This is a genomic window from Serratia sp. D1N4 (genome assembly GCF_054552755.1).
Map to the genome: position 1 here is coordinate 2,783,859 of NZ_CM137274.1, position 21,590 is coordinate 2,805,448.

Consider the following 21,590-nt stretch of genomic DNA (forward strand, 5'->3'; position numbering starts at 1 on the left):
AAAGTCAACTTCACAAGACAGGTGACGATAATGAAGAAACTGACGCTGAAAGACATGACGGAAAGCGAACAACGTGAAGTAAAAACCGAGCTGGACAGAGCACGAAAAAACCATGATCGTCCGTTGACCAACGCCGAACAGAACAAAGTGAAAGATGAGGCCATTGAACGCATCATGGCCGCACGTGAAAAGATTGCCAAAGCAATCCGGGCAGAACGCAAAGCCAATCGCGTGCAACCCACGAGCACGACGTTTAGCTGGACTGCCTCCATCAGCACCCGCCCACATCGTTGAACGAGACCCCGCCACGGCGGGGTTTTTACTTATTAGCCAAACTCATCAGCCTCAGACGATCATGAATAACAATGTTATCAATCTGTTATAAATTGACAGCATAATGAGAAATACCCATCATCATCCCACCCCTATTTTTACGAGATCGCCATGACCTACGCAATCCAACAGATCGCATCGCAACGCTCTGCGTTGAGCGTTGCCGGGTTCATCGCGGTTAAATCGAAGAAACAGTCGCTCATTTGACCGGGGCGTGCTGTCCCGTCAGATGAGCTGACAGGACGGTGTGCAACGCGTTCCCCCTCTTGCTCCCTCTCATCTGGCTTCTCTGTCGGTCACGCAGAAGGAATGTTGTATGGCTTCATTTTCTGGCATTTGGGTTGCGCTGGTGACCCCGTTCAAAGATTATCACGTCGATTTACCGGCGCTGAAAAAACTGGCGCAGCACCTGATCGCCTCTGACGTCGCGGGGTTGGTGGTGTGCGGTTCTACCGGTGAGGCAGCGGCACTGAGCAAAGAGGAACAACTGGCCGTGCTGGATGCCGTATTGGACGTGGTGCCAGCCAACCAGGTAGTGATGGGGCTTTCAGGTAATAATCTGGTTAATACGCTGCAAATGCAGCAGGCCATTCAGCAGCGTGATATTGCTGGTGTGCTGATCCCGGCACCTTCCTATATCCGCCCGTCACAGGCTGGCCTGGTGGAATATTTTACCCGCCTTGCCGATGCCTCCCGCGTTCCGGTGATCCTCTACAACGTGCCTTATCGCACCGGCGTTGGGTGTGAGTTGGAAACCCTGCGCCAGCTAGCCCGTCACCCGCAGATCAAGGCGATTAAAGACTGCGGAGGTAATCCGGATGCTACGATGGCGCTGATTAACGACGGTGAAATTGATGTGCTGACCGGCGAGGACAATCTGATCCTGACCACGCTGTGCTTGGGTGGCAGCGGAGCCATCTGCGCGTCGGCCCATATTTACCCGGAGCGTTTTGTTAAGTTGGTTCAGCAAGTGGCACAAGGCGATCTGCCAGCAGCACGCAGCAATTTTTATACATTGCTGCCCATGATCCAACAAATGTTCAGTTTCCCAAGCCCAGCACCGGTGAAGGCCGCGTTGGCCCAGCAGGGTTTCATTCACAACGAATTGCGCTCACCGATGCAAACCGCGCCTCTGGCTCTGCAACAGCAGATCGCCAGCACGTTGGAACAGCTACGGTTACAATAATCGCCGCAGTAATTAAATTTTCTCGGCAAAACCGCTGCAATTTTAGCGCCAGAGAACTAGGATAAAAGGTTAGAGTTAGATATGCCCGTCACTCATCACTATCAAGGAGTTTTCGATGAAATTGTTCTATAAAGCTGGCGCCTGTTCCTTATCACCGCACATCATTCTGCGCGAAGCCGGGTTAGACTTTACGGCAGAAAAAGTCGATTTGGCGCAGAAGAAAACGGAAAGCGGTGCCGACTATCTGGCAATCAATCCAAAGGGACAGGTCCCGGCATTGGTGCTTGATGACGGTAGCCTACTGACCGAAGGCGTAGCTATTGTGCAATATCTGGCAGACCGCGTACCGGATCGTAACCTGATCCCTGCGCCGGGAACGCTTTCCCGCTACCACGCGATCGAATGGCTGAACTACGTGGCAACCGAACTGCACAAAGGTTTCAGCCCGCTGTTTAACCCGCAAACACCGGACGAATACAAAGTTATGGTACGGGCAAAGCTGGAGAGTCAATTCAGCTATCTGGATTCGGTACTAGAGAAGCAGCATTATCTGCTGGGGCAACGCTTCAGCGTGGCGGATGCCTATCTGTTTACCATTCTGGGTTGGGCATTCCATATGCAGTTCGATGTGAAAAAGTACGCTCATCTTTCTGCCTATTATGAACGTGTCGCGGCTCGCCCTGCGGTAGAAGCCACGTTACGTGCTGAAGGCCTGAAGTAATCATCTATCCCCCGGCATCGCCGGGGGATTTTCACTACAGCTTTACCGCCTTAAAGCTGCAATCCGGCGTAACAATACGATCCTGCGCCGCCACTACCTGTAATTCGTACTCACCCATGGCCTGCGTCGTCAGCATCACTTCATAGACTGCCGCAGTGACGTGCTCCAGCGCTTTGTCCAACGCCACCCCTTGCAGCAGATTCACCAGCAACAAACCACTGGTCAGATCGCCCACGCCCACCGGCTGACGCGCACCAAAATCCACCAACGGGCGGCTGATATGCCAGGCGTCATCGGCTGTCACCAGTAACATTTCAAAACACTCGGTGTCATAACCGGCGCGGCTAAGGTGTTTCACCAACACCACTTTCGGGCCTTTGGCTATCAGTTCACGAGCAGCATTGACCGCCTGCTCCACGCTGCTGATTTCCTGCCCACTCAGCAGTTCCAGCTCCAGCAGGTTTGGTGCCACCATGTCGCTACACGAAAGCGCCTGTTGACAAAAAAACTCGGCAACGCCCGGTGCCACAATGCAACCTTTTTCCGGGTGCCCCATGACCGGATCGCAAAAATACCAGGCATTGGGATTGGCCTGCTTCACCTGCCGCACAATCTCCAGAATGTGGCTGCCCTGCTCTGGCGAACCAATATAGCCACTCAGCACCGCATCACACTCTTTCAGCTTATCGATAGCGGTAATGCCCTGCACAATTTCGGTCAGATGACTGGCTGGCATCACGCAACCGGTCCACTGGCCGTATTGCGTGTGATTGGAAAATTGCACGGTGTTCAACGGCCAGACGTTGACCCCCATCCGGCGCATAGGAAACTCTGCTGCACTGTTACCTGCGTGCCCAAACACCACATGCGATTGTATAGAAAGAATATTTTTCATCAAAACGACCTGACCCTAGACACCACCACAGGAGCAACTGCCCCTGAACCCGTCAAAATAAAGGGGCCTTGAAGGCCCCTTGGTACTTATAGCGAATTACTTCCAATCAACCAGGCAGTAGTGTTTTTTACCGCGACGCAGCAGCGTGTAACGGCCAAACAGGCGATCGCCTTCGGTGAACTGGTATTCTGGATTGGATTGTTTTTCACCGTTGATGGTCACCGCGTTGGAGCCGATCATGGTGCGAGCCTGCCCGCGCGATGGCACCAGCTCTGCATTCACCAGCGCCTGCTGCAGATCGGCATCGCTTTCCAGCTTGATGGACGGCATGCCGTCTTGTGCCAATTGCGCAAAGTCTGCTTCGGTCATTTCGTGCAGCGCACCGGAGAACAGGCTCTGGGTAATGCGCTTCGCCGCCGCCAGCCCTTCAGCACCGTGTACCATACCGGTCACTTCTTCCGCAAGCACGTACTGAGCACGCGGCGCTTTGCCGCTGTTCTTGTCTTCTTCTTCCAGCGCGTTGATCTCTTCCAGGCTCAGGAAGGTGAAGAATTTCAGGAAGCGATAAACGTCGGCATCCGCAGTGTTGATCCAGAACTGGTAGAATTTGTACGGGCTGGTTTTTTCTGGTGCCAGCCAGACTGCGCCACCTTCGGTTTTACCGAATTTGGTGCCATCTGACTTGGTGATCAAAGGAACGGTCAGACCAAACACCTGTTTCTGATGCATGCGACGGGTGAGATCGATACCCGAGGTGATGTTACCCCACTGGTCAGAACCACCGATCTGCAACTCCACCTGATGGCGGTTGTACAGTTCGGCAAAGTCAAAACCCTGCAACAGGTTATAAGAGAACTCGGTGAAGGAGATACCTGAATCATCGCGGTTCAACCGCTGTTTCACCGCTTCCTTGTTGATCATCTGGTTAACCGAGAAATGTTTACCGATATCACGCAGGAAGCTCAGCACGTTCATGCCGCCGAACCAGTCATAGTTATTTGCCGCGATCGCGCTGTTGCTACCGCAATCAAAATCGAGGAAAGGGGAAACCTGTTTACGGATTTTCTCGACCCATTCGTTGACCGTTTCCGTGGTGTTCAGTTTACGCTCAGCGGCTTTAAAGCTTGGATCGCCGATCATCCCGGTCGCGCCGCCGACCAACGCTACCGGCTTGTGCCCGGCCAGTTGGAAACGCTTCAGGCACAGCAGAGGCACCAGATGGCCCAAATGCAAGCTATCAGCGGTCGGATCGAAGCCGCAATACAGGGCAATTGGCCCTTGCGCCAGCCGCTCTGCTAACGCTTCCTCGTCCGTCACCTGAGCTATCAGGCCACGCTCTTGCAGTTGTTGAATCAGGTTGATGCTAGCCATCAATTTCTCCATGTATAAACGAATGCACCTTTGCCGGTACACAGCCTTCGCCCATTGGCGAAAATAGTAAAATTCGGGGTAGCGCATAGAATAAAGCGCCAGCGGCATCAGTGCCAGCGCTTAAGGGGGATTTTCCGTCTGTCAGGGTGCCAGTCGGTCAATTTTCCAGTCATTTCCTTCCCGCTGATAGATAAAGCGGTCATGGAGACGGTGTTCGCCCCCCTGCCAGAATTCGACAGAATCAAATTTGACCCGAAAACCGCCCCAAAAACTGGGCAGCGGCACTTCGCCCTGCTGGAATTTTTGCTTCAGCTCGAGGAATTTGCTTTCCAGTACGCCACGCGCGGAGATGCGTGATGACTGCTGTGAAACCCAGGCGCCAATCTGGCTATCTTTGGGGCGACTGCTGAAATATTTCATCACCTCCAGCGTCGATAATCGCTCGGCCTGGCCGAGGAAGGTCACTTGCCGATCGAGCATATGCCACGGGAACAGCAGGCTGATGTGCGGGTTTATCGCCAGTTGCTGTGCCTTACGGCTCCCCAGGTTGGTATAGAACACCAAGCCTTTATCGTCGACATGTTTGAGCAGCACGATGCGCTGAAAAGGCTGGCCCTGCTCATCCACCGTGGCAACACACATGGCGGTAGGATCGGCCAGGCGCGCCTCACAGGCCTGTTTCAGCCAGCGTTCGAACAGTTCTAGAGGATTAGCCGTCAGATCGCTACGGCGCAGGCCGCCACGCGTGTATTCGCGGCGCAGGTCCGCAACATCAAACTCGTTATTATCAGTCATCTAGGATTTCAACCCACCGGTGAATTCGTCGTTACATTCTGCGCCTGCGACACCAGAATCACAATCAATCTGACGCGAGCGTGCAGTCACTCATGATCACTTTGCCATTGCGTTCGACCACAGCATTGGGCCCTTTCGACCAGAAAGTGTATTTGCCGTCGCTGTATTGAGTTCCAGACACCAGCTTCAATTTCAGTTGCTCACCATCCAACAGAAAGCTTGCGGTGTTCTCTTCACCATTCAGCGTCACAGTCAGCGGTGTGGTGCCACATTGATAATGCAACGTCTGATCCTGCTTCTGCTGTGCCATATGGCTACAACCCGCCAACAGCAGTACCACAGCGGCAATAAGGATTTTTTTCATGGTGTTGCTCCTTGGGATATTCAACCTTTGCTCATCCTAACAAAGCTACTGGTGTCCCAATGGCAAAATCGGATAAATCCCACCCAACAGCGTTTCACAGCGGGCTCCGGTCACCGAAGGCAGATTGCCGGGCTGCCCGGAAAGCGTCCTGAAAGCCAGCCAGGCAAAGGCCAGCGCTTCCATGGCGTCGCCACTGACGCCGAAGCTGTCGGTAGAGGCCACTTCAATCCCTGGCAACAAGGCAGACATCCTCGCCATCAGCAATGGATTACGCGCACCGCCGCCGCACACCAGTAACCGCTCACAGCCGCCCGCCAGCAACACCTGCTCGCAGATGCTGGTCGCCGTCAGTTCCACCAGCGTTGCCATCACGTCCACCGGGCTCACGCCTGGCATCGCAATCAGTTGCTGCTCCAGCCAACTGATGTTGAAGTATTCCCGCCCGGTGCTTTTTGGTGCTGGCAAGGCAAAATAAGGATCGGCCAGCATCTGCTGCAACAGTGGCAGGCAAACACGCCCTTCCATCGCCCAGAGGCCACCTTGGTCATAAGGTTGTGCACGATGCCGCCATACCCAGGCATCCATCAGCATATTACCCGGCCCGGTATCAAAGCCGCGCACCGGAGCCCCAGGCAACAGCAACGAAAGATTGGCAATGCCACCAATATTCAGCACCATGCGTCGCTCCTGAGGGTGGGCCAGCAGCGCCTGATGAAACGCCGGAACCAATGGCGCGCCCTGCCCCCCATAGGCCATATCCCGCCGCCGGAAATCACCCACGGTAGTGATATTGGTCAACGCGGCCACGCGGTTGTTGTCACCCAGTTGCATGGAAAAGCGCATTTCGCCCTCTGGCTCATGCCATACCGTCTGCCCATGGCAGCCAATCGCGGTGATTTCATGCGCCGGTATACCGGCTTGCTTCAGCAGGCCCAGCACCGCTTCGCCAAACAGGGTACCTAGTTGTGCATCCAACCGGCCGACGGCCGAAAGCGTAGTCTGCTGCCCCTGGCACATCCCCAGAATATCTTTCTTCAGTTGAATCGGCATCGGATGGCTGTAGCTGGCCTGTTGAGCCACCATGCGTTCGTCAATGGCGGCAAGAACCACATCAACACCATCAAGACTGGTACCCGACATAACACCGATATAGCGGCCTGACTTCATAGCAATATCCTTTTACCTTTACGAGGATGAAACCTTCTACCTCATTAAATAAACCAGAGTTACACTATTAACGCCATGAATTATGATGCATTTTCTACACGCTGTGAACGACGCGCTGATTTTATCCTGATAACGGACAACAGCATAAACGCAACAAAAAATTACGCTTATTTTTCCCCTGCTCTGTTATAAAGCTAAACCACCGTTTATTATTGGTTGAACAGAGAAAAGTTAAGCTGTGTGCCGTAGCGAGTCATGGTGATATCGCACGTTTTCAGCCACACTTGTTGAAACATTTTCATTAAGCCGGATTTGGGCAGGTTTCCCAGATCGGGATTACTAACCGCAGGAGTTTTATATGATCAAGCGTCTTCTCGTCGTTGCTCTCGCCGGAATCACGCTGGCAGGCTGTGCAGACCCTACAACCTCCGGCGATGTTTATTCGGCCTCTGATGCCAAGCGTGTACAGACCGTCACCTTTGGCACTTTAGTTTCTGTACGCCCGGTACAAATCCAGGGCAGTGAAAGTGCAAACACCATCGGCGCTATCGGTGGTGCAGTGCTGGGTGGCCTGTTGGGGAATACCGTTGGTGGGGGTACTGGCCGCACGCTGGCAACAGCAGCAGGCGCGGTAGCCGGTGGTGTGGTGGGTAACAGCGTAGGGAGTGTGGCTTCCCGCAGCAATGGCGTCGAACTGGAAATCAGAACCGACAACAAAGAAAACATCGTTGTGGTACAGAGAACAGGCGCCACTCAGTTCAGCCCTGGGCAACGTGTCCGTATGGCGCAAAACGGCGGTACCGTTACCGTTTCTCCGCTGCAGTAACATAGTACTTTCCTGAACGTAAAACCGGAGGCACTGACCCTCCGGTTTTAGTATCTGTGCCGTGAAAAGAACGCTCAAAAAAAGTCGCTGAGTTTATTATTTTTCTTGCAGTTCAATGATGTTTTGTTCGAGTTTGTCAATCAAGGTTACCAAAAGCTTTACTTCATCTGCCGAGATACCGCTGAGTATTTCACCTCTTGTCACGGTAATCACGCTATCCACTTCCTGAATAATCGGCTCTGCGGTTTCAGTCAGCTTAATGCGTTTTGCGCGTCGATCATTTGCACAAGTATGGCGGGTAATCAGCCCCTTCTCCTCCAGTTGATCCAGCGTTCTGACCAAAGACGGTTGTTCAATGCCGATCGCTTTTGCGAGTTGGATCTGCGACTGCTCAGGCGGTAACCGGTTGATATTGTACAAAGTAACCCAATGTGTTTGAGTCAGTTCCAGCGGTTTGAGCCGATGGTCGATGAGCGCACGCCAAACACGAACCAATCGTGCTAAATCTGAACCTAATGTTGACTCCACTTCCCCCTCCTTATAATTAGCATGCTAATATTACACCCCAGAGTGTAGACTATTTTGGGTAAGTCATATTAAAAACACAAATGTATATAATCGATATTGTAAAAATAGCCACTCAATTTATCAGTTATTGGTTATCCTCTAGGCAAATATTTATCCTATTCACTCATAGGGATTGTTACTGTGAATGCATCCTGGTTCCCTGCTACATCGCCCCTACCCGATTTGGTGCTCGGTGCCTCGCTCTATTTTCCCCCGATATTTAAAGCATTTCTCCTCGGGTTGGTATGCTGGCTGCTGGTTCACCACCTGCTGCGGGACTGGCTCTATTCTGGCGAAATCTGGCACCCTATGTTGATGGATCTGTCCATTTTCGTCATCGCCGTCAGCGGATCTCTGTGGATATTAGCGAGTTGGTAGCCCATGAAGCATAAGACATTAAAATATTTTTCGACGGTTATTATCTGTGCCATTGCCCTTTGTGCTGGTTGGTGGCTATGGAATTACTACATGCAATCCCCCTGGACGCGTGACGGAAAAGTGCGCGCCGAGCTGGTTAATATCACCCCTGAGGTCTCTGGCCGGCTAGAAAAAATCAATGTTCATGATAATCAGTTCATCGCGGCGGGAAGCCTGATCTTCAGCATCGATCCAGTCCCTTATCAGATCGCCTTGGACAACGCCGAAGCCGCGCTGGCAAAAGCACAGTCGGACTTGGCCAAAGCCGATCACGAAGCCACACGTCGCCGTAACCTGCCGCATAACGTTATTTCCTCTGAGGATTTGGATGAATCTAACTTAGCCGCTGAGGCCATGAAAGCCGCTTATAAAGCCGCGCAGGCCAACCTGGAACAGGCCAAATGGAATTTAAGCAAAACCAGAATTTATGCACCGACCGATGGCTATATCACCAATCTACAGGCTCGCGTTGGTAACTACGCCACCGCAGGCACTCCGCTGGTGGCGTTGGTGGATATTCACTCATTCTATGTGCTCGGCTATTTTGAAGAAACCAAGCTGCGGCATATAAAAGAGGGCCGCAGAGCGGATATCGTTCTCTATAACGGCAACATTCCCCTGCAAGGTAAAGTAGAGAGCATTGGCCGGGCGATTTACGATCAAAACGTCGAGAATGATAATAATAACAACAGCTTGTTAGTTGACGTCAAACCCAACGTGCCTTGGGTACGCCTGGCGCAACGGGTGCCGGTGCGGATAAAACTGCTCAATGTTCCGGACGATGTCACGTTGGTGGCGGGCACTACTTGTACTATTTCGATCCACACTCGGGATTGATCGGTGAATCTGCCTTTTCTTGAATGGAACCGCACGCCTTGGGGCAAGGCCACCGCAGGGCAATGGCGTTATGCGTTGCGTAACTCGCTGGCCATGTGTCTGGCGCTGTGGATCGCGTTTGTTCTGCAACTTGACGAACCTTATTGGGCCCTGACCTCCGCCGCCGTGGTCAGTTTCCCTACGGTGGGTGGCGTCATCAGCAAGAGTATCGGGCGGATTTTTGGCAGCCTTATGGGGGCAATGGCGTCCTTGATGATTGCCGGTCATTGTCTGAACGATCCTTGGCTGTTCACGCTGTCGATTGCCACCTGGCTGGGGTTCTGTACCTACATTTCCAACCACTACCAGAACAACGTTTCCTACGCCTTTGCTCTGGCAGGATATACCGCAGCGATCATCGCCTTCAGCACGGTTAATGTTACCGATACGCTGGAAATCTTCGATATCGCCCAAGCGCGAGTCTGTGAAGTGATCACCGGGATTTTATGCGGTGGCCTGATGATGATGATCCTGCCCAGCACGTCGGATGGTGAAGCCCTGCTGATCTCGCTGCGGCGGATGCATTTACGGCTGCTGGAACATGCCGCCATGCTGTGGCAACCGGAAATCAGCCTGCGGATGCGCACTTCACACGAAGGGGTGATTGGCCAGATCCTGACGATGAACGTCTTACGCATTCAGGCTTTCTGGAGCCATTACCGGCTACGCCGGCAGAACAACATCCTCAACTACATGCTGCATCAGCAATTGCGCATTACCAGCGTGATCTCCAGCCTGCGGCGCATGTTGCTGAACTGGCCGGATCAACCGGCTAACCTGGCATCGGTGTTGGATCAACTGCTGAAAGAACTGCACAGCCCTGACACCGATAAATACCGTTTGGCGCATATTCTGCAACTTATCGCACCACAAGATCCGGCCGATTACCGTCATCGTGCTTTTTTCCTGCGCTTACGGCATTTTTGTTGGCTTTATCTGCGTTGCAGCCGCTGGTTACAACGGCTGGAAAGCGCTACCCAGGCCAGCGAGATCAAACCACCACGCGTCACCGCGCTAGCTCGCCACACCGACAGCTATGAAGCCGCCTACAACGGATTACGTACCTTTCTTTGCATCCTGATCGGCTGTGCTTTCTGGATCAGCACCCAATGGGATTCTGGCAGTTCGGCTCTGACCATGACCGCCATCAGTTGTGTCCTCTACTCATCCACGCCTTCACCGACCAAATCCGTCGCCAATCTGCTGAAAGCCGTTTCCCTGCTTTCGGTTTTCTGCTTTTTGATCAAGTTTGGCCTGATGATTCAACTCAATGACTTCTGGCTATTCTGCGCCTTTCTGTTTCCGGTGCTGGTGACAATGCAGATGATGAAGCTACAGCATCCTCCCTACGCGCCGCTGTGGGGTCAGTTGATCGTGTTTATGGGATCGTTTCTCGCCGTCACCAATCCCCCCAGCTACGACTACCAATTGTTTATGAACGATAGCATCAGCAAGATTGTTGGGGTATTGCTGGCCGGGTTGGCATTCCAGATCCTCCGCCCCAGTTCAGACAAGCGTAAAAGCCAGCGTATTATTCGTGCATTGCGCCGTGACTTTATCGATCAGTTAAGTCGCAAGCCCCAGCAAAACGAAAGCCAGTTTGAGTCTCGGATCTATCACCGTATCAGTCAGTTGAATCAAAGTCAGGATCAAGAAGCCCGCACCTGGTTGCTCCGTTGGGGAGTGGTGCTACTGAACTGTAGCCACATCGTTTGGCAGTTGCGCGAATGGCAAACCCGCTCGGATCCGCTTTCTGCCGTTCGTGACGTCTGCATTCATTGCCTGAAGGGGATTATGACCGAGAAAGGGGTACACCACAGTTCGCTGGACGCCACGCTGCAAGAGTTGCAACGCATGAGTAACGCGCTAGCGCATCACCCGGAACAGGCCGCGCGCGATTTGGCAGGGTTGATTTGGCGGTTATATTGCTCGCTGCAACAGCTAAAACAGGCGATTTCACCGCCAGAGGCAACAATAGTTGCGCCCGCGACAACTTAACGCGGGCGACCTACTTACTTAATTACACCGCAGGCAAACCGATCGCCACCACCACCCAAGGGTTTCGGATGGTCGGAATGGTTATCACCACCTGCGTGAACCATCAGGGCTTTACCCTCGATTTCACCGATCTTCTTCAGGCGTGGTGCCAAAACCGGATCGCTGGCCATGCCGTCATTCGTTACGTAGATGGCGGGCAGATCGCCCAGATGCCCATCAGCGTATGGACCAAGGTGTTTACCGGTCTTTTGTGGGTCAAAATGCCCACCTGCCGCTAAAGCAGCCACCGCTTTATCGTCTTTCATCCCCGGTTCGCAACTGCCCTTTTCGTGTACATGAAAACCATGCACCCCACCCGGCAGCGCCTTAAGCTGTGGCGTAAACAACAGGCCGTAAGGTGTTTCACTGATAGTGACTTTGCCGATGTCCTGACCAATTCCCTGGGCAGTCACCAGATTCATTTCGACATCAACCGAAGCAGCTTGTGCAGCGCCACAGGCCATCAGGCCCAATGCTGCGCACCAATAACGTTTCATCAATCAACCTCCATGCGATAGTTGTAACAGAGTCCTCAGTATAGAGCGTATATGAAATTATTCAATTTTATATAAATTCAATTAACTAAATATTTCTCTGTTACTCACTTTAGATTCGATTATTCTATAACTCATCTAAGGTATTCCTTCCGTTTTTAATCACTCTTTAAGGAAGAATGGAAAATAATGCTTCTTAATATTAATCGTAAAAGATTAAATCGGTTTTAACCGGGAGTTTTCCCGATTAAGTTATTACTTTTATTGTCTGGGATTACAAACCCGAAACCAGAGTATTGGCCATAAAGGATAACAATGCTGTTGATTTAGTATAAATATCACGTTTTTCCGTAACATCTCTATCAAACCTCCAGTTCATGATATAAATGATCGGCGCATTGGGATATCGATTGATAAAATCCCAGTATAAGTTAATCTGCGTATACAGTTTTTCATCATTCAAACCCAGTGATGCCGTTGACGGTGGAACCAGCACCCACTTAGGGCTTTCTTTATTAGACTGTGGCGCTACACGATTATACGTTTCCCACATATCAGCTACAGACCAGTTATAGTTATCAACACCGATCCAGTCAGGTGTGCTTTTATCGATAGCGGGACATGCGGTTGCTGGCGCCCCCATTTTTATCTCATTAAGATAAGATGGCGCCTGCGTGTGTCGATAAGAAAGCATCGTATAAATAGGTATGGTTTCGGTATAATTACTTACTTAATTACCTCTGCATTCCACAACATAATACTACCGTTTAGTGAGGGAAAAATCCTGTCATTCATGTTGTGCCACTGATGAGTAATCACGAAGAGAGTCTATTTCAAATGTCTGCTGACGGTGTAAAAAGGATGGATTGGAAAAGTATTCAAAAAAATATAGTCACTAAAATATTAGCCGGGCAATTAGCCCGGCTAATAAAAAAACTTATGGTACGTCGTAACCCAAGGCTGCTTTGCGGATACGGAACCACTGCTGGCGGCTCATTTCCAACTCACATGCCTTAATGGCTGAGCGCACGCGCTCGATTTTGCCAGAACCGATAATCGGCAGTGGCGCAGAGGGTAAGCGCATGATCCAGGCATAGACCACTTGTTCAATGGTTTCAGCGCCAATTTCCTGCGCTACGGATTGCAGTTCATCACGCAGCGGCTGGAATTCTGCATCGCTGAACAGGCGGCCACCGCCCAGGCAAGACCAGGCCATTGGCTTGATGCGCAGTTGCTGGCTCTGATCCAAAGTTCCATCCAGGATCGCCGGTTGATGAATAGGTGAGATTTCCACCTGATTAGTCACCAGCGAGAACGGCAGGCGCGACTGCAACAGAGTAAACTGGGTCGGAGTAAAGTTGGAAACACCGAAATGGCGCACCTTGCCCGCTTTATGCAGTGCGACAAAAGCTTCAGCCACCTCGTCAGCGTCCATCAACGGATCGGGGCGATGGATCAACAGCAAGTCCAGATAATCGGTATGCAGGTGGGTTAACGACTGCTCGGCACTCTGTACAATATGCTCGCGATCGGTAATGTAATGGCCTATCGGGTTACCCGGCTTGGCGGTGGTCGCGATACCGCACTTTGAAACCAGTTCCATCCCTTGGCGTACCGAAGGTTTCAGCTTAATCGCCTCACCAAAAGCTTGCTCACAGGCATAACCGCCGTAAATATCAGCATGATCGGCCGTCGTCACGCCCAATTCAATATGCTGCTCAATAAACGTCAGCAGTTGCTGAGGAGACATCTCCCATTCCATTAAACGCCAATAGCCACAGATCATCTGTGAGAATTCAGGCCCTTGCGGTGCAAGCTTGATGCGATTCACCATCTTTTAAACTCCATAAAATTATTCCGCGCCAGCATACACAAGCGCCCAGAGGGTAGGAAGCCATAAAACGGCATTAACGTGCGTCAGATCGGGAAATAGCTAAAAAAGCGAAGGCTGTTCCGGCGGAATTTCATCAGAGGGCTTACTGACGCGCTGCATACGCAGATAACGTTGGCGGCATAAGCGCAAAACATCACGTTTTTGCGCATCGTTCATTTGCATCCAGCCAAAGCGCTCCTCGCGGCTGCGCAGGCAGCCACGGCAGAAACCGCGCTCATCCGTCTGGCAAATGCCACGGCACGGGCTGGGGATGTCAAAAAACTCAAGTTGCTGCGCCACACGACCTCCTGCGTTTAGGCAGTGTTCCACACGGCCTTACCTAATTGAAGACGTCATCAGCGCCGATGGCAAGTGGCTTTTCACCATGGCGACGAAAATAATCACGCAGGTAATGCAAGGCCTGACGGGTTTTCTCCGGCAGCACGCGCTCCAACGTCAAGGCATGCAGGCGGAATGGTACTGGCCGCCACTCAGGTAATAGGGCAATTAATTCCCCTCGGCGCAGCTCATCACCGATTTCGTAAAGCGGCTGACCAGAGATCCCCAGCCCGATGCGGGTAAAAGCGCGCATCACATTCATGCTGCCGCTGACAATCTGCCCGGCGGCCAGCCGCAGCTTGAAATTTTCACCGGATTGATGATGCAGATCGAGCTGAAAACCCTGGCTACTGCCGGTGATCCAGCGGTGCTGAACCAGATCCTGCGGCGTTTCGGGTACGCCATGCTGGCTAAGGTAGCGAGGTGCAGCGCACAGTACCATCGGCCATTCACTCAGATGATGCGCAATCAAGCTGGTGTCTGCCAGTTGCAGATTCACCCGCAGCGAAATGTCTACGCGTTGCTCAATCATATCCACCACCTGATCGTCCGCCAGAATACGCAGCGTCAGTTTAGGATGCGCCAGCAACAGCGGTGCCAGCGCTTCTGCCAACGGCCCGCCGCCGATACCGACGGTGGTGGCAATACGGAGTTCCCCCACCAGCGTATCCCGTAGCTCCGCAAGCCGCTGCTCAGCACGCTGCGCCTCCTGCAACATGGCTTCACAACCTGGATAGAAGGCCGCTCCAGACTCCGTCAGTGCCAGACGGCGCGTTGAACGGTGCAGTAACGGTACGCCAAGCGCCTTTTCCAGCGAACGTATGTGCTGGCTGATGGCCGAAGGCGTCATCCCCAACCTGCGAGCCGCTCCAGCAAAAGAACCCTCTGCCACCACGGTGGCAAATACCGCCATTCGATTGAGCTTATCCATTATTATGAAGCTTTACTTAATAAACAAAGCATGAATATGACACTAATCAACTCTATTGTTAAGTACTATAGTATGTCCAACGCGCCGGATGCGAATGATTCGGCAAACACACTGAGTCGTATGGACAGGAGATAACGAATGAAAGTCGTCATTATTGGAGCAACCGGTTTTGTTGGCCGTCGCGTGGTGGATGAAGCTTTGGCTCGTGGCTTACAGGTTACGGCTATCGCCCGCCAGAACAAGGATCTGCCTGACCATGCTGATCTGGCCGTCGCACTGGGCGATGTGGCCGACACCGAATGGCTGGCAAAACAATTAACCGGTCAGGATGCCGCGATCAGCGCTTACAATCCCGGTTGGGCAGAAGATAATCTGTATGAGAAAACGGCCAAAGGTGCGCAACAGATCCTGGATGCGGTGAAAAAAGCCGGGGTGAAACGCCTGCTGTTTGTTGGCGGTGCGGGTAGCCTGGAAGTGGCCCCGGGTGTTGAGCTGGTTGATACCCCGCAATTCCCGGAAAACATCCGCCCAGGCGCTCAGGCTGTGCGCGATTTGCGCAATAAGTTGAAAAACGAAACCCAACTGGATTGGACCTATCTCGCCCCTGCCGCCTTACTGGAACCGGGCAAACGCACCGGGCAATTCCGCCTGGGAACCACCCAATTGCTGATGAACGGCCAGGCTCCAGCCAATATTTCGGTAGAAGACTTGGCCGTAGCCATCCTCGACGAGATCGAAAAACCGCAGTTCATCCAGGCACAGTTTACCGCAGCCTATTGATAAGCGAGCGGCTGCTGCTCAGCAGCCGCTTTTGCCAAGCCATTGCAGCCCTGTAGCGCTCTGCTTCTCTAAGGTTATCTTAAGTTTCATCTGGTAGATTTCAGCGCATTACACAATCGCAGGATTCAGATTTGGCAATGCAGTTACGTCGATTACTACAGTGCAACAGCTTGGGGTTTATCCTTTCCAGCGCACTATTTTTTACCCTATTCCATAACGCCTTATTTCTCTATACCGCCTGGTCGTATATCAACTTCGATAGCATCCATAGCGTCATTTTCGCTGCCACTATGCCAGTGGTGATTTTTTGTGCGCTCAACATAATTTTTAGCGTGCTGACAATACCACTGCTGCGCAAACCACTGATTATCCTTCTGCTGCTCGGCAGTGCGGCTACCAATTACTTTATGTTCAGTTACGGTACCGTGATCGACGGAAATATGATGCAGAGCGCCTTCGAGACCAACTCGCAGGAAGCCGCAGCTTTGTTGACGCCACGTATGGGGCTGTGGCTACTACTGCTGGGTATTCTTCCTTCGGTGGCGGTCTGTTGGGTGCAAATCCATAAAACTCGCCCCTGGTGGTACATGCTTGGCTTGCGTGCTGCAAACGTCATGCTTTCTGTCGTGGTGATCTTGCTGGTCGCTGCCTTGTTTTACAAAGATTACGCCTCGCTGATCCGCAACAATAAGAGCGTGGTGAAAATGCTCACGCCTTCCAACTTTGTTGCTGGCACGATCAAATTTGCCGAACATCGCTATTTCAGCCGCAGTCTGCCGCTAGTCAAGATTGGCGAAGATGCCCAACTGGGCCCGACCATCCTTAGCCAGGAGAAAAAGACGCTGCTGATCCTGGTGGTGGGCGAAACCGCGCGGGCGGAAAACTTCTCGCTTGGTGGTTACCCACGCGAAACCAATCCGCGCCTGAAACAGGACAACGTGGTGTATTTCAGGAATGCCAGCTCTTGCGGTACCGAAACGGCGATCTCCGTGCCTTGTATGTTCTCCAACATGCCGCGCAGCGATTACGATGCCAAATTAGCCGCTCATCAAGAAGGCCTAATGGATGTTCTGGCTCATGCCGGAGTCAATATGCTGTGGCGTGACAATGATGGCGGCTGCAAAGGTGCCTGCGACCGCATCCCGCATATCGACATGACCAAATTGCAGTTACCGCAGTACTGTGAGGGTGATGTCTGTATGGACAATGTGCTGCTGCACCAACTGGATGACTACATCAACGGTCTGAAAGGCAACGGCGTTATCGTGCTGCACCAGATGGGCAGCCATGGGCCAGCGTATTATCGCCGCAGCACGCCTGAATTCCGCCAATTTACCCCGACCTGCGACAGCAACCAGATCCAGGACTGTACGCACGCACAATTGGTGAACACCTACGACAATTCGTTGCTGTACACCGATGCTATGCTGGATAACACCATCAAGCTGTTGCAGCAACACGGTGACAAATTCAATACGGCAATGGTTTACCTTTCTGACCATGGCGAATCGCTGGGGGAAAACGGTATTTACCTGCACGGCACGCCTTATCTCTTTGCGCCTTCTCAGCAAACCCACGTGCCTTTCCTGATGTGGATGTCGGCAGAGTATGAACGCAATTTTGCTATCGATCGTCAATGCCTGAATAGCCTGGCTGAAAACGATGAGGTTTCGCAGGACAACCTGTTCCACACCCTGTTGGGTATGCTCAACGTGCAGACACATGAATATCAGCCCCATCAGGATATTCTGCAAAATTGCCGCAGGCACGCCCAAGGCAAGGCTTAACTTTTACGCTCTCCTAAGGCACAATAAACTCAAACTCAAGCCGGTATTACTCACCGGCTTTTTATTTCTCTTGACCTAGACCAATCGGTCTATTACGCTCAGCATCATTATGACAAAACCTGTGCATTGCAACGTGGATACACGTGAACATCTGCTCGTTACTGGCGAAACCCTCAGCATGCGCCTTGGCTTTGCCGGTATGGGCCTGAGCCAATTGCTCGCGACGGCTGGCGTGCCTAAAGGCTCGTTCTACCACTATTTTCGCTCGAAGGAAGCTTTTGGCGAAGCGATGCTGCAACGCTATTTTGAACACTATGATGCTGATATGCAGACGTTGTTTGGCGATGTCAAACGCGATGCGCGCCATCAGTTATTAAGTTATTACGCACAAGCCATCAGCCATCACTGCCTCAGCGAATGCCATAACGCCTGCTTGGCGGTGAAACTTTCTGCCGAGGTCAGCGATCTGTCGGAACCGATGCGCCATGCGCTAGAAACCGGCACCGCGCGCATTGTTGGCCATCTGCAAGAGGCGCTTGAGCGAGGGATACGTGAAGGTTCGCTGGTCATCGCCATGAGCCCAGCGGCAACGGCGGAAACGCTCTACTCATTATGGCTTGGTGCTTCGCTGCGAGCCAAAATCCGCCGTTCGGTCGCCCCACTGACCAGCGCGCTGGAAACTATCGAGTTACTGTTGCGCCCTGCGCAACCCTAATCCCTTTGATTTACCCTGAAAGTGCCATTGCTGAAATACGTTTTAACCCAAACTAGTCGACCGGTCTATTAAATAGGATGCATTATGAAGATTGAAAAGTTGTTCTCCCCCCTGAAAGTTGGCTCTACAACACTGCCCAATCGTGTATTCATGGCCCCGCTGACTCGTTTGCGCAGCATTGAACCCGGTGATATTCCAACCCCATTGATGGCGGAATACTATGCACAACGCGCCAGTTCCGGCCTGATCATTACCGAAGCGACACAGATTTCTTTCCAGGCGAAAGGCTATGCCGGTGCTCCAGGGTTGCATACCCCGGAACAGATTGCCGCGTGGAAAAAAATCACTCAGGCCGTTCATGAGAAGCAAGGGCATATCGCCGTGCAGCTTTGGCACGTTGGCCGCATTTCTCACGACAGCCTGCAACCGGGCCAGCAAGCACCGGTCGCCCCTTCCGCAATCAATGCCGAAACCCGCACCACGGTCCGCGATGAAACCGGTGCCTGGGTACGTGTGCCAACCTCCACTCCGCGCGCACTGGAAACTTCAGAAATCGCCGGGATCGTCAACGATTTCCGCCAGGCGGCTGCCAATTCCCGTGAAGCGGGTTTCGACTACATTGAATTACATGCAGCACATGGTTACCTGCTGCACCAGTTCATGTCTCCGGCCTCTAACCAGCGTACCGATCTGTATGGTGGCAGTATTGAGAATCGTACTCGCCTGACGTTGGAAGTGGTTGATGCCAGCATCGCCGAAATTGGGGCAGATCGTGTTGGTATCCGTATTTCACCGCTTGGCCCATTCAATGGCCTGGACAACGGGGAAGACCAGGAAGCAGCAGCGCTATATCTGATCGAAGAGCTGAATAAACGTGGCATCGCCTATCTGCACATCTCTGAGCCCGATTGGGCCGGTGGCAAGCCTTATTCAGCCGCGTTCCGTGACGCTATTCGCGCGCATTTCAGCGGGGTAATCGTGGGCGCGGGTGCCTACACTGCCGAAAAAGCCGAAGAACTGATCGAAAAAGGCTTTATTGATGCCGTTGCCTTTGGCCGCAGCTATATCGCTAACCCGGATCTGTTAGAACGCTTCAAGCAGAAAGCGCCGCTGAATGAACCGCATGCTGACACCTTCTACGGTGGCGGCGCAGCGGGTTATACCGATTATCCTACTCTGTAAGTAACTTTTATTTGATCCCCAGCCGGCCAAAAGCCGGCTGAATTTATTAGTGACAGCGTCACGTAAGCCACTTGTGCACCAGACGCGTTGAATTGCCTTAGATGACAAAGCTATACTGATGTTCGCTTCAATCTACCTGCCGCTCGCTGCGGCACATCCAATCAGAGGAAATTATGCGCCTACTCCATACCATGATCCGTGTCGGTGACCTACAGCGTTCCATCGATTTCTATACCAAGGTATTAGGCATGCGCCTGTTGCGCACCAGCGAGAACACCGAGTACAAATACTCGTTGGCGTTCGTTGGCTATACCGATGAAAGCGAAGGTTCTGTGATTGAACTCACCTACAACTGGGGCGTTGACAGCTACGAGATGGGTTCCGCATTTGGCCACCTGGCACTGGGCGTTGATAATGTGGCAGCTACCTGCGACAACATTCGCCATGCTGGCGGCAACGTAACCCGTGAAGCGGGCCCGGTCAAAGGCGGCACCTCGATTATCGCTTTCGTTGAAGATCCCGATGGCTACAAAATCGAACTGATCGAGAACAAACATGCTGGCCAAGGTCTCGGCAACTGACGTTTCCCCAGGGCGCATTTCAGCGCCCTTCTTTTATCTCCGCTGCATCAAGGCAAGAAATTTGTCATAATGCCCGCTGTATTCGATGAAGATAAGAAACTGATGGCCGAAAAAAGTGATCTTAACGCCCTGAGTGGCCGTTTTCGTGGGTTTTATCCCGTTGTTATTGATGTAGAAACCGCAGGCTTTAATGCCAAGACCGATGCGCTGCTGGAAATTGCCGCTGTCACGCTGAAAATGGATGGCAACGGCTGGTTACAGCAGGATGAAACCCTGCATTTTCACGTTGAACCCTTTGAAGGGGCTAATCTGCAACCCGAAGCGCTAGCCTTCAACGGTATTGACCCGCATAACCCGCTGCGCGGTGCGGTGAGTGAACATGATGCGCTACACGCCATTTTCAAGGCCGTGCGCAAAGGTATTAAAGATCAAGGATGTAACCGAGCGATTATCGTAGCTCACAATGCCAACTTTGATCACAGCTTCCTGATGGCGGCCGCTGAGCGAGCCAGCCTGAAACGCAATCCATTCCATCCGTTTGCTACCTTCGATACCGCCGCGTTAAGCGGGTTAGTACTGGGCCAGACCGTGTTGGCCAAGGCCTGTATCGCCGCCGGTATGCCATTCGACAGCAGCCAGGCACATTCCGCCCTGTACGATACCGAACAAACGGCTCTGCTGTTTTGTGAACTGGTGAATCGTTGGAAACGTCTTGGTGGTTGGCCGCTCAGCAGCAACAACGCTGACTAAGCGTCATAAACAACTCGGGCGGCATCTGTAACAGATGCCGCCCGAGTTTTTTCAGTAAAACCTTTCGCCATTAAGGCTGCTGATCTTCCTGCTGTTTGTATTTCTCAGCCGTCTCTTTGAGTAATGGCTGCAATTCACCGCGCTGATACATTTCCATAATGATATCGCAACCGCCCACCAGTTCACCGTCAACCCACAACTGCGGGAAGGTTGGCCAATTGGCGTATTTTGGCAGTTCGGCGCGGATATCCGGGTTTTGCAGAATATCAACATAAGCGAAACGCTCACCACAGGCGGAAAGCGCCTGGACGGCTTGCGCAGAGAAACCGCAGTTTGGCAATTTCGGTGAACCTTTCATGTACAGCAAAATAGGGTTAGCAGAAATCTGCTGCTGAATTTTTTCAATCGTCGTCATTATTGCTTCCTCAAGCCACATCTTGGCTACAACATCACACCGGCTATTGTAGCGGCAGGAACAGTATCAAGAAAACGCCATCTTTTGCAGGGACATTTCCGGTTGCCGGACGAGCTCTAAAAACCGCACTATTCCGGTTAAAACATACTCACAGAATAACATTTTTAATCCGACTATTTCACTATTAT

The 21,590-nt window shown here is 52.3% G+C and carries 25 protein-coding genes; 13 read left to right on the forward strand and 12 right to left on the reverse strand.

Going from position 1 to position 21,590, the window contains the following annotated elements:
- The first annotated feature begins 30 nt into the window (after positions 1-30).
- From ACX1CU_RS12165 to gstA, 3 genes are all read left to right on the forward strand, one after another.
- Positions 31-294, forward strand: coding sequence for a YjbD family protein (locus tag ACX1CU_RS12165; RefSeq protein WP_459398578.1), 264 nt, complete (start codon positions 31-33; stop codon positions 292-294).
- 355 nt (positions 295-649) lie between these two features.
- Positions 650-1,519, forward strand: a complete 870-nt coding sequence (gene dapA, locus ACX1CU_RS12170; protein WP_459398579.1) for a 4-hydroxy-tetrahydrodipicolinate synthase — start codon at positions 650-652, stop codon at positions 1,517-1,519.
- Between the two features lie 115 nt (positions 1,520-1,634).
- Positions 1,635-2,240, forward strand: coding sequence for a glutathione transferase GstA (gene gstA, locus ACX1CU_RS12175; RefSeq protein WP_459398580.1), 606 nt, complete (start codon positions 1,635-1,637; stop codon positions 2,238-2,240).
- Between the two features lie 34 nt (positions 2,241-2,274).
- Here the strand turns inward: gstA and pdxY are convergent, their stop codons facing one another.
- From pdxY to anmK, 5 genes are all read right to left on the reverse strand, one after another.
- The gene (gene pdxY / locus ACX1CU_RS12180; RefSeq protein ID WP_459398581.1) at positions 2,275-3,135 is read right to left on the reverse strand and encodes a pyridoxal kinase PdxY; all 861 of its coding nucleotides are present in this window, start codon (positions 3,133-3,135) and stop codon (positions 2,275-2,277) included.
- A 96-nt stretch (positions 3,136-3,231) separates the two neighbouring features.
- On the reverse strand, positions 3,232-4,506 hold the full coding sequence (gene tyrS / locus ACX1CU_RS12185; protein WP_459398582.1) for a tyrosine--tRNA ligase: 1,275 nt from the start codon (positions 4,504-4,506) through the stop codon (positions 3,232-3,234).
- A gap of 141 nt (positions 4,507-4,647) precedes the next feature.
- A complete protein-coding gene (gene pdxH / locus ACX1CU_RS12190; protein ID WP_459398583.1) occupies positions 4,648-5,301 on the reverse strand; it encodes a pyridoxamine 5'-phosphate oxidase in 654 nt (217 codons plus the stop codon).
- Between the two features lie 64 nt (positions 5,302-5,365).
- Positions 5,366-5,665, reverse strand: a complete 300-nt coding sequence (locus ACX1CU_RS12195) for an MliC family protein (RefSeq protein ID WP_459398584.1) — start codon at positions 5,663-5,665, stop codon at positions 5,366-5,368.
- A gap of 45 nt (positions 5,666-5,710) precedes the next feature.
- A complete protein-coding gene (gene anmK / locus ACX1CU_RS12200) occupies positions 5,711-6,832 on the reverse strand; it encodes an anhydro-N-acetylmuramic acid kinase (RefSeq protein ID WP_459398585.1) in 1,122 nt (373 codons plus the stop codon).
- A gap of 358 nt (positions 6,833-7,190) precedes the next feature.
- Between anmK and ACX1CU_RS12205 the strand changes: the two genes are divergently transcribed.
- Entirely contained in the window at positions 7,191-7,658 is a 468-nt protein-coding gene (locus tag ACX1CU_RS12205) for an outer membrane lipoprotein (protein WP_459398586.1), read from the forward strand.
- 96 nt (positions 7,659-7,754) lie between these two features.
- Here ACX1CU_RS12205 and slyA read toward each other — a convergent pair whose 3' ends face one another.
- A complete protein-coding gene (gene slyA, locus ACX1CU_RS12210) occupies positions 7,755-8,186 on the reverse strand; it encodes a transcriptional regulator SlyA (protein WP_459398587.1) in 432 nt (143 codons plus the stop codon).
- A 180-nt stretch (positions 8,187-8,366) separates the two neighbouring features.
- Between slyA and ACX1CU_RS12215 the strand changes: the two genes are divergently transcribed.
- Genes ACX1CU_RS12215 through ACX1CU_RS12225 form a run of 3 tightly spaced genes read left to right on the forward strand, consistent with a single transcriptional unit; the run spans position 8,367 to position 11,516 of the window.
- Positions 8,367-8,603 (forward strand): DUF1656 domain-containing protein, encoded by a 237-nt coding sequence (locus ACX1CU_RS12215; protein WP_459398588.1) that lies wholly within the window; start codon positions 8,367-8,369, stop codon positions 8,601-8,603.
- Between the two features lie 3 nt (positions 8,604-8,606).
- The gene (locus tag ACX1CU_RS12220; RefSeq protein WP_459398589.1) at positions 8,607-9,479 is read left to right on the forward strand and encodes an efflux RND transporter periplasmic adaptor subunit; all 873 of its coding nucleotides are present in this window, start codon (positions 8,607-8,609) and stop codon (positions 9,477-9,479) included.
- A 3-nt stretch (positions 9,480-9,482) separates the two neighbouring features.
- The gene (locus ACX1CU_RS12225; RefSeq protein ID WP_459398590.1) at positions 9,483-11,516 is read left to right on the forward strand and encodes an FUSC family protein; all 2,034 of its coding nucleotides are present in this window, start codon (positions 9,483-9,485) and stop codon (positions 11,514-11,516) included.
- A gap of 14 nt (positions 11,517-11,530) precedes the next feature.
- On the opposite strand, the gene sodC is transcribed toward ACX1CU_RS12225, so the two are convergent.
- From sodC to ACX1CU_RS12250, 5 genes are all read right to left on the reverse strand, one after another.
- The gene (gene sodC, locus ACX1CU_RS12230) at positions 11,531-12,052 is read right to left on the reverse strand and encodes a superoxide dismutase [Cu-Zn] SodC (RefSeq protein WP_459398591.1); all 522 of its coding nucleotides are present in this window, start codon (positions 12,050-12,052) and stop codon (positions 11,531-11,533) included.
- Positions 12,053-12,323: 271 nt separating this feature from the next.
- Entirely contained in the window at positions 12,324-12,692 is a 369-nt protein-coding gene (locus ACX1CU_RS12235; protein ID WP_459398592.1) for a hypothetical protein, read from the reverse strand.
- A 294-nt stretch (positions 12,693-12,986) separates the two neighbouring features.
- Positions 12,987-13,883 (reverse strand): aldo/keto reductase, encoded by an 897-nt coding sequence (locus ACX1CU_RS12240; RefSeq protein WP_459398593.1) that lies wholly within the window; start codon positions 13,881-13,883, stop codon positions 12,987-12,989.
- Between the two features lie 99 nt (positions 13,884-13,982).
- Complete coding sequence (locus tag ACX1CU_RS12245) at positions 13,983-14,222, reverse strand: DUF1289 domain-containing protein (protein ID WP_459398594.1); 240 nt, start codon at positions 14,220-14,222, stop codon at positions 13,983-13,985.
- 40 nt (positions 14,223-14,262) lie between these two features.
- Positions 14,263-15,192, reverse strand: a complete 930-nt coding sequence (locus ACX1CU_RS12250; protein WP_459398595.1) for a LysR substrate-binding domain-containing protein — start codon at positions 15,190-15,192, stop codon at positions 14,263-14,265.
- A 138-nt stretch (positions 15,193-15,330) separates the two neighbouring features.
- On the opposite strand from ACX1CU_RS12250, the gene ACX1CU_RS12255 reads away from it, so the two are divergent.
- From ACX1CU_RS12255 to rnt, 6 genes are all read left to right on the forward strand, one after another.
- Entirely contained in the window at positions 15,331-15,972 is a 642-nt protein-coding gene (locus ACX1CU_RS12255) for an NAD(P)-dependent oxidoreductase (RefSeq protein WP_459398596.1), read from the forward strand.
- Between the two features lie 137 nt (positions 15,973-16,109).
- Positions 16,110-17,759 (forward strand): phosphoethanolamine transferase EptA, encoded by a 1,650-nt coding sequence (gene eptA / locus ACX1CU_RS12260; RefSeq protein ID WP_459398597.1) that lies wholly within the window; start codon positions 16,110-16,112, stop codon positions 17,757-17,759.
- 109 nt (positions 17,760-17,868) lie between these two features.
- The gene (locus ACX1CU_RS12265) at positions 17,869-18,474 is read left to right on the forward strand and encodes a TetR/AcrR family transcriptional regulator (RefSeq protein WP_459398598.1); all 606 of its coding nucleotides are present in this window, start codon (positions 17,869-17,871) and stop codon (positions 18,472-18,474) included.
- An 84-nt stretch (positions 18,475-18,558) separates the two neighbouring features.
- Positions 18,559-19,656 carry an N-ethylmaleimide reductase gene (gene nemA / locus ACX1CU_RS12270; RefSeq protein ID WP_459398599.1) on the forward strand — a complete coding sequence of 366 codons (1,098 nt, stop codon included), beginning with the start codon at positions 18,559-18,561 and terminating at the stop codon, positions 19,654-19,656.
- 173 nt (positions 19,657-19,829) lie between these two features.
- Positions 19,830-20,237: a lactoylglutathione lyase gene (gene gloA / locus ACX1CU_RS12275; protein ID WP_459398600.1), complete on the forward strand. Its 408-nt coding sequence runs from the start codon at positions 19,830-19,832 to the stop codon at positions 20,235-20,237.
- A gap of 69 nt (positions 20,238-20,306) precedes the next feature.
- Positions 20,307-20,987, forward strand: coding sequence for a ribonuclease T (rnt, locus tag ACX1CU_RS12280; RefSeq protein WP_459398601.1), 681 nt, complete (start codon positions 20,307-20,309; stop codon positions 20,985-20,987).
- Between the two features lie 70 nt (positions 20,988-21,057).
- Here rnt and ACX1CU_RS12285 read toward each other — a convergent pair whose 3' ends face one another.
- Positions 21,058-21,402 (reverse strand): Grx4 family monothiol glutaredoxin, encoded by a 345-nt coding sequence (locus ACX1CU_RS12285; protein ID WP_459398602.1) that lies wholly within the window; start codon positions 21,400-21,402, stop codon positions 21,058-21,060.
- Between the last annotated feature and the right edge of the window lie 188 nt (positions 21,403-21,590).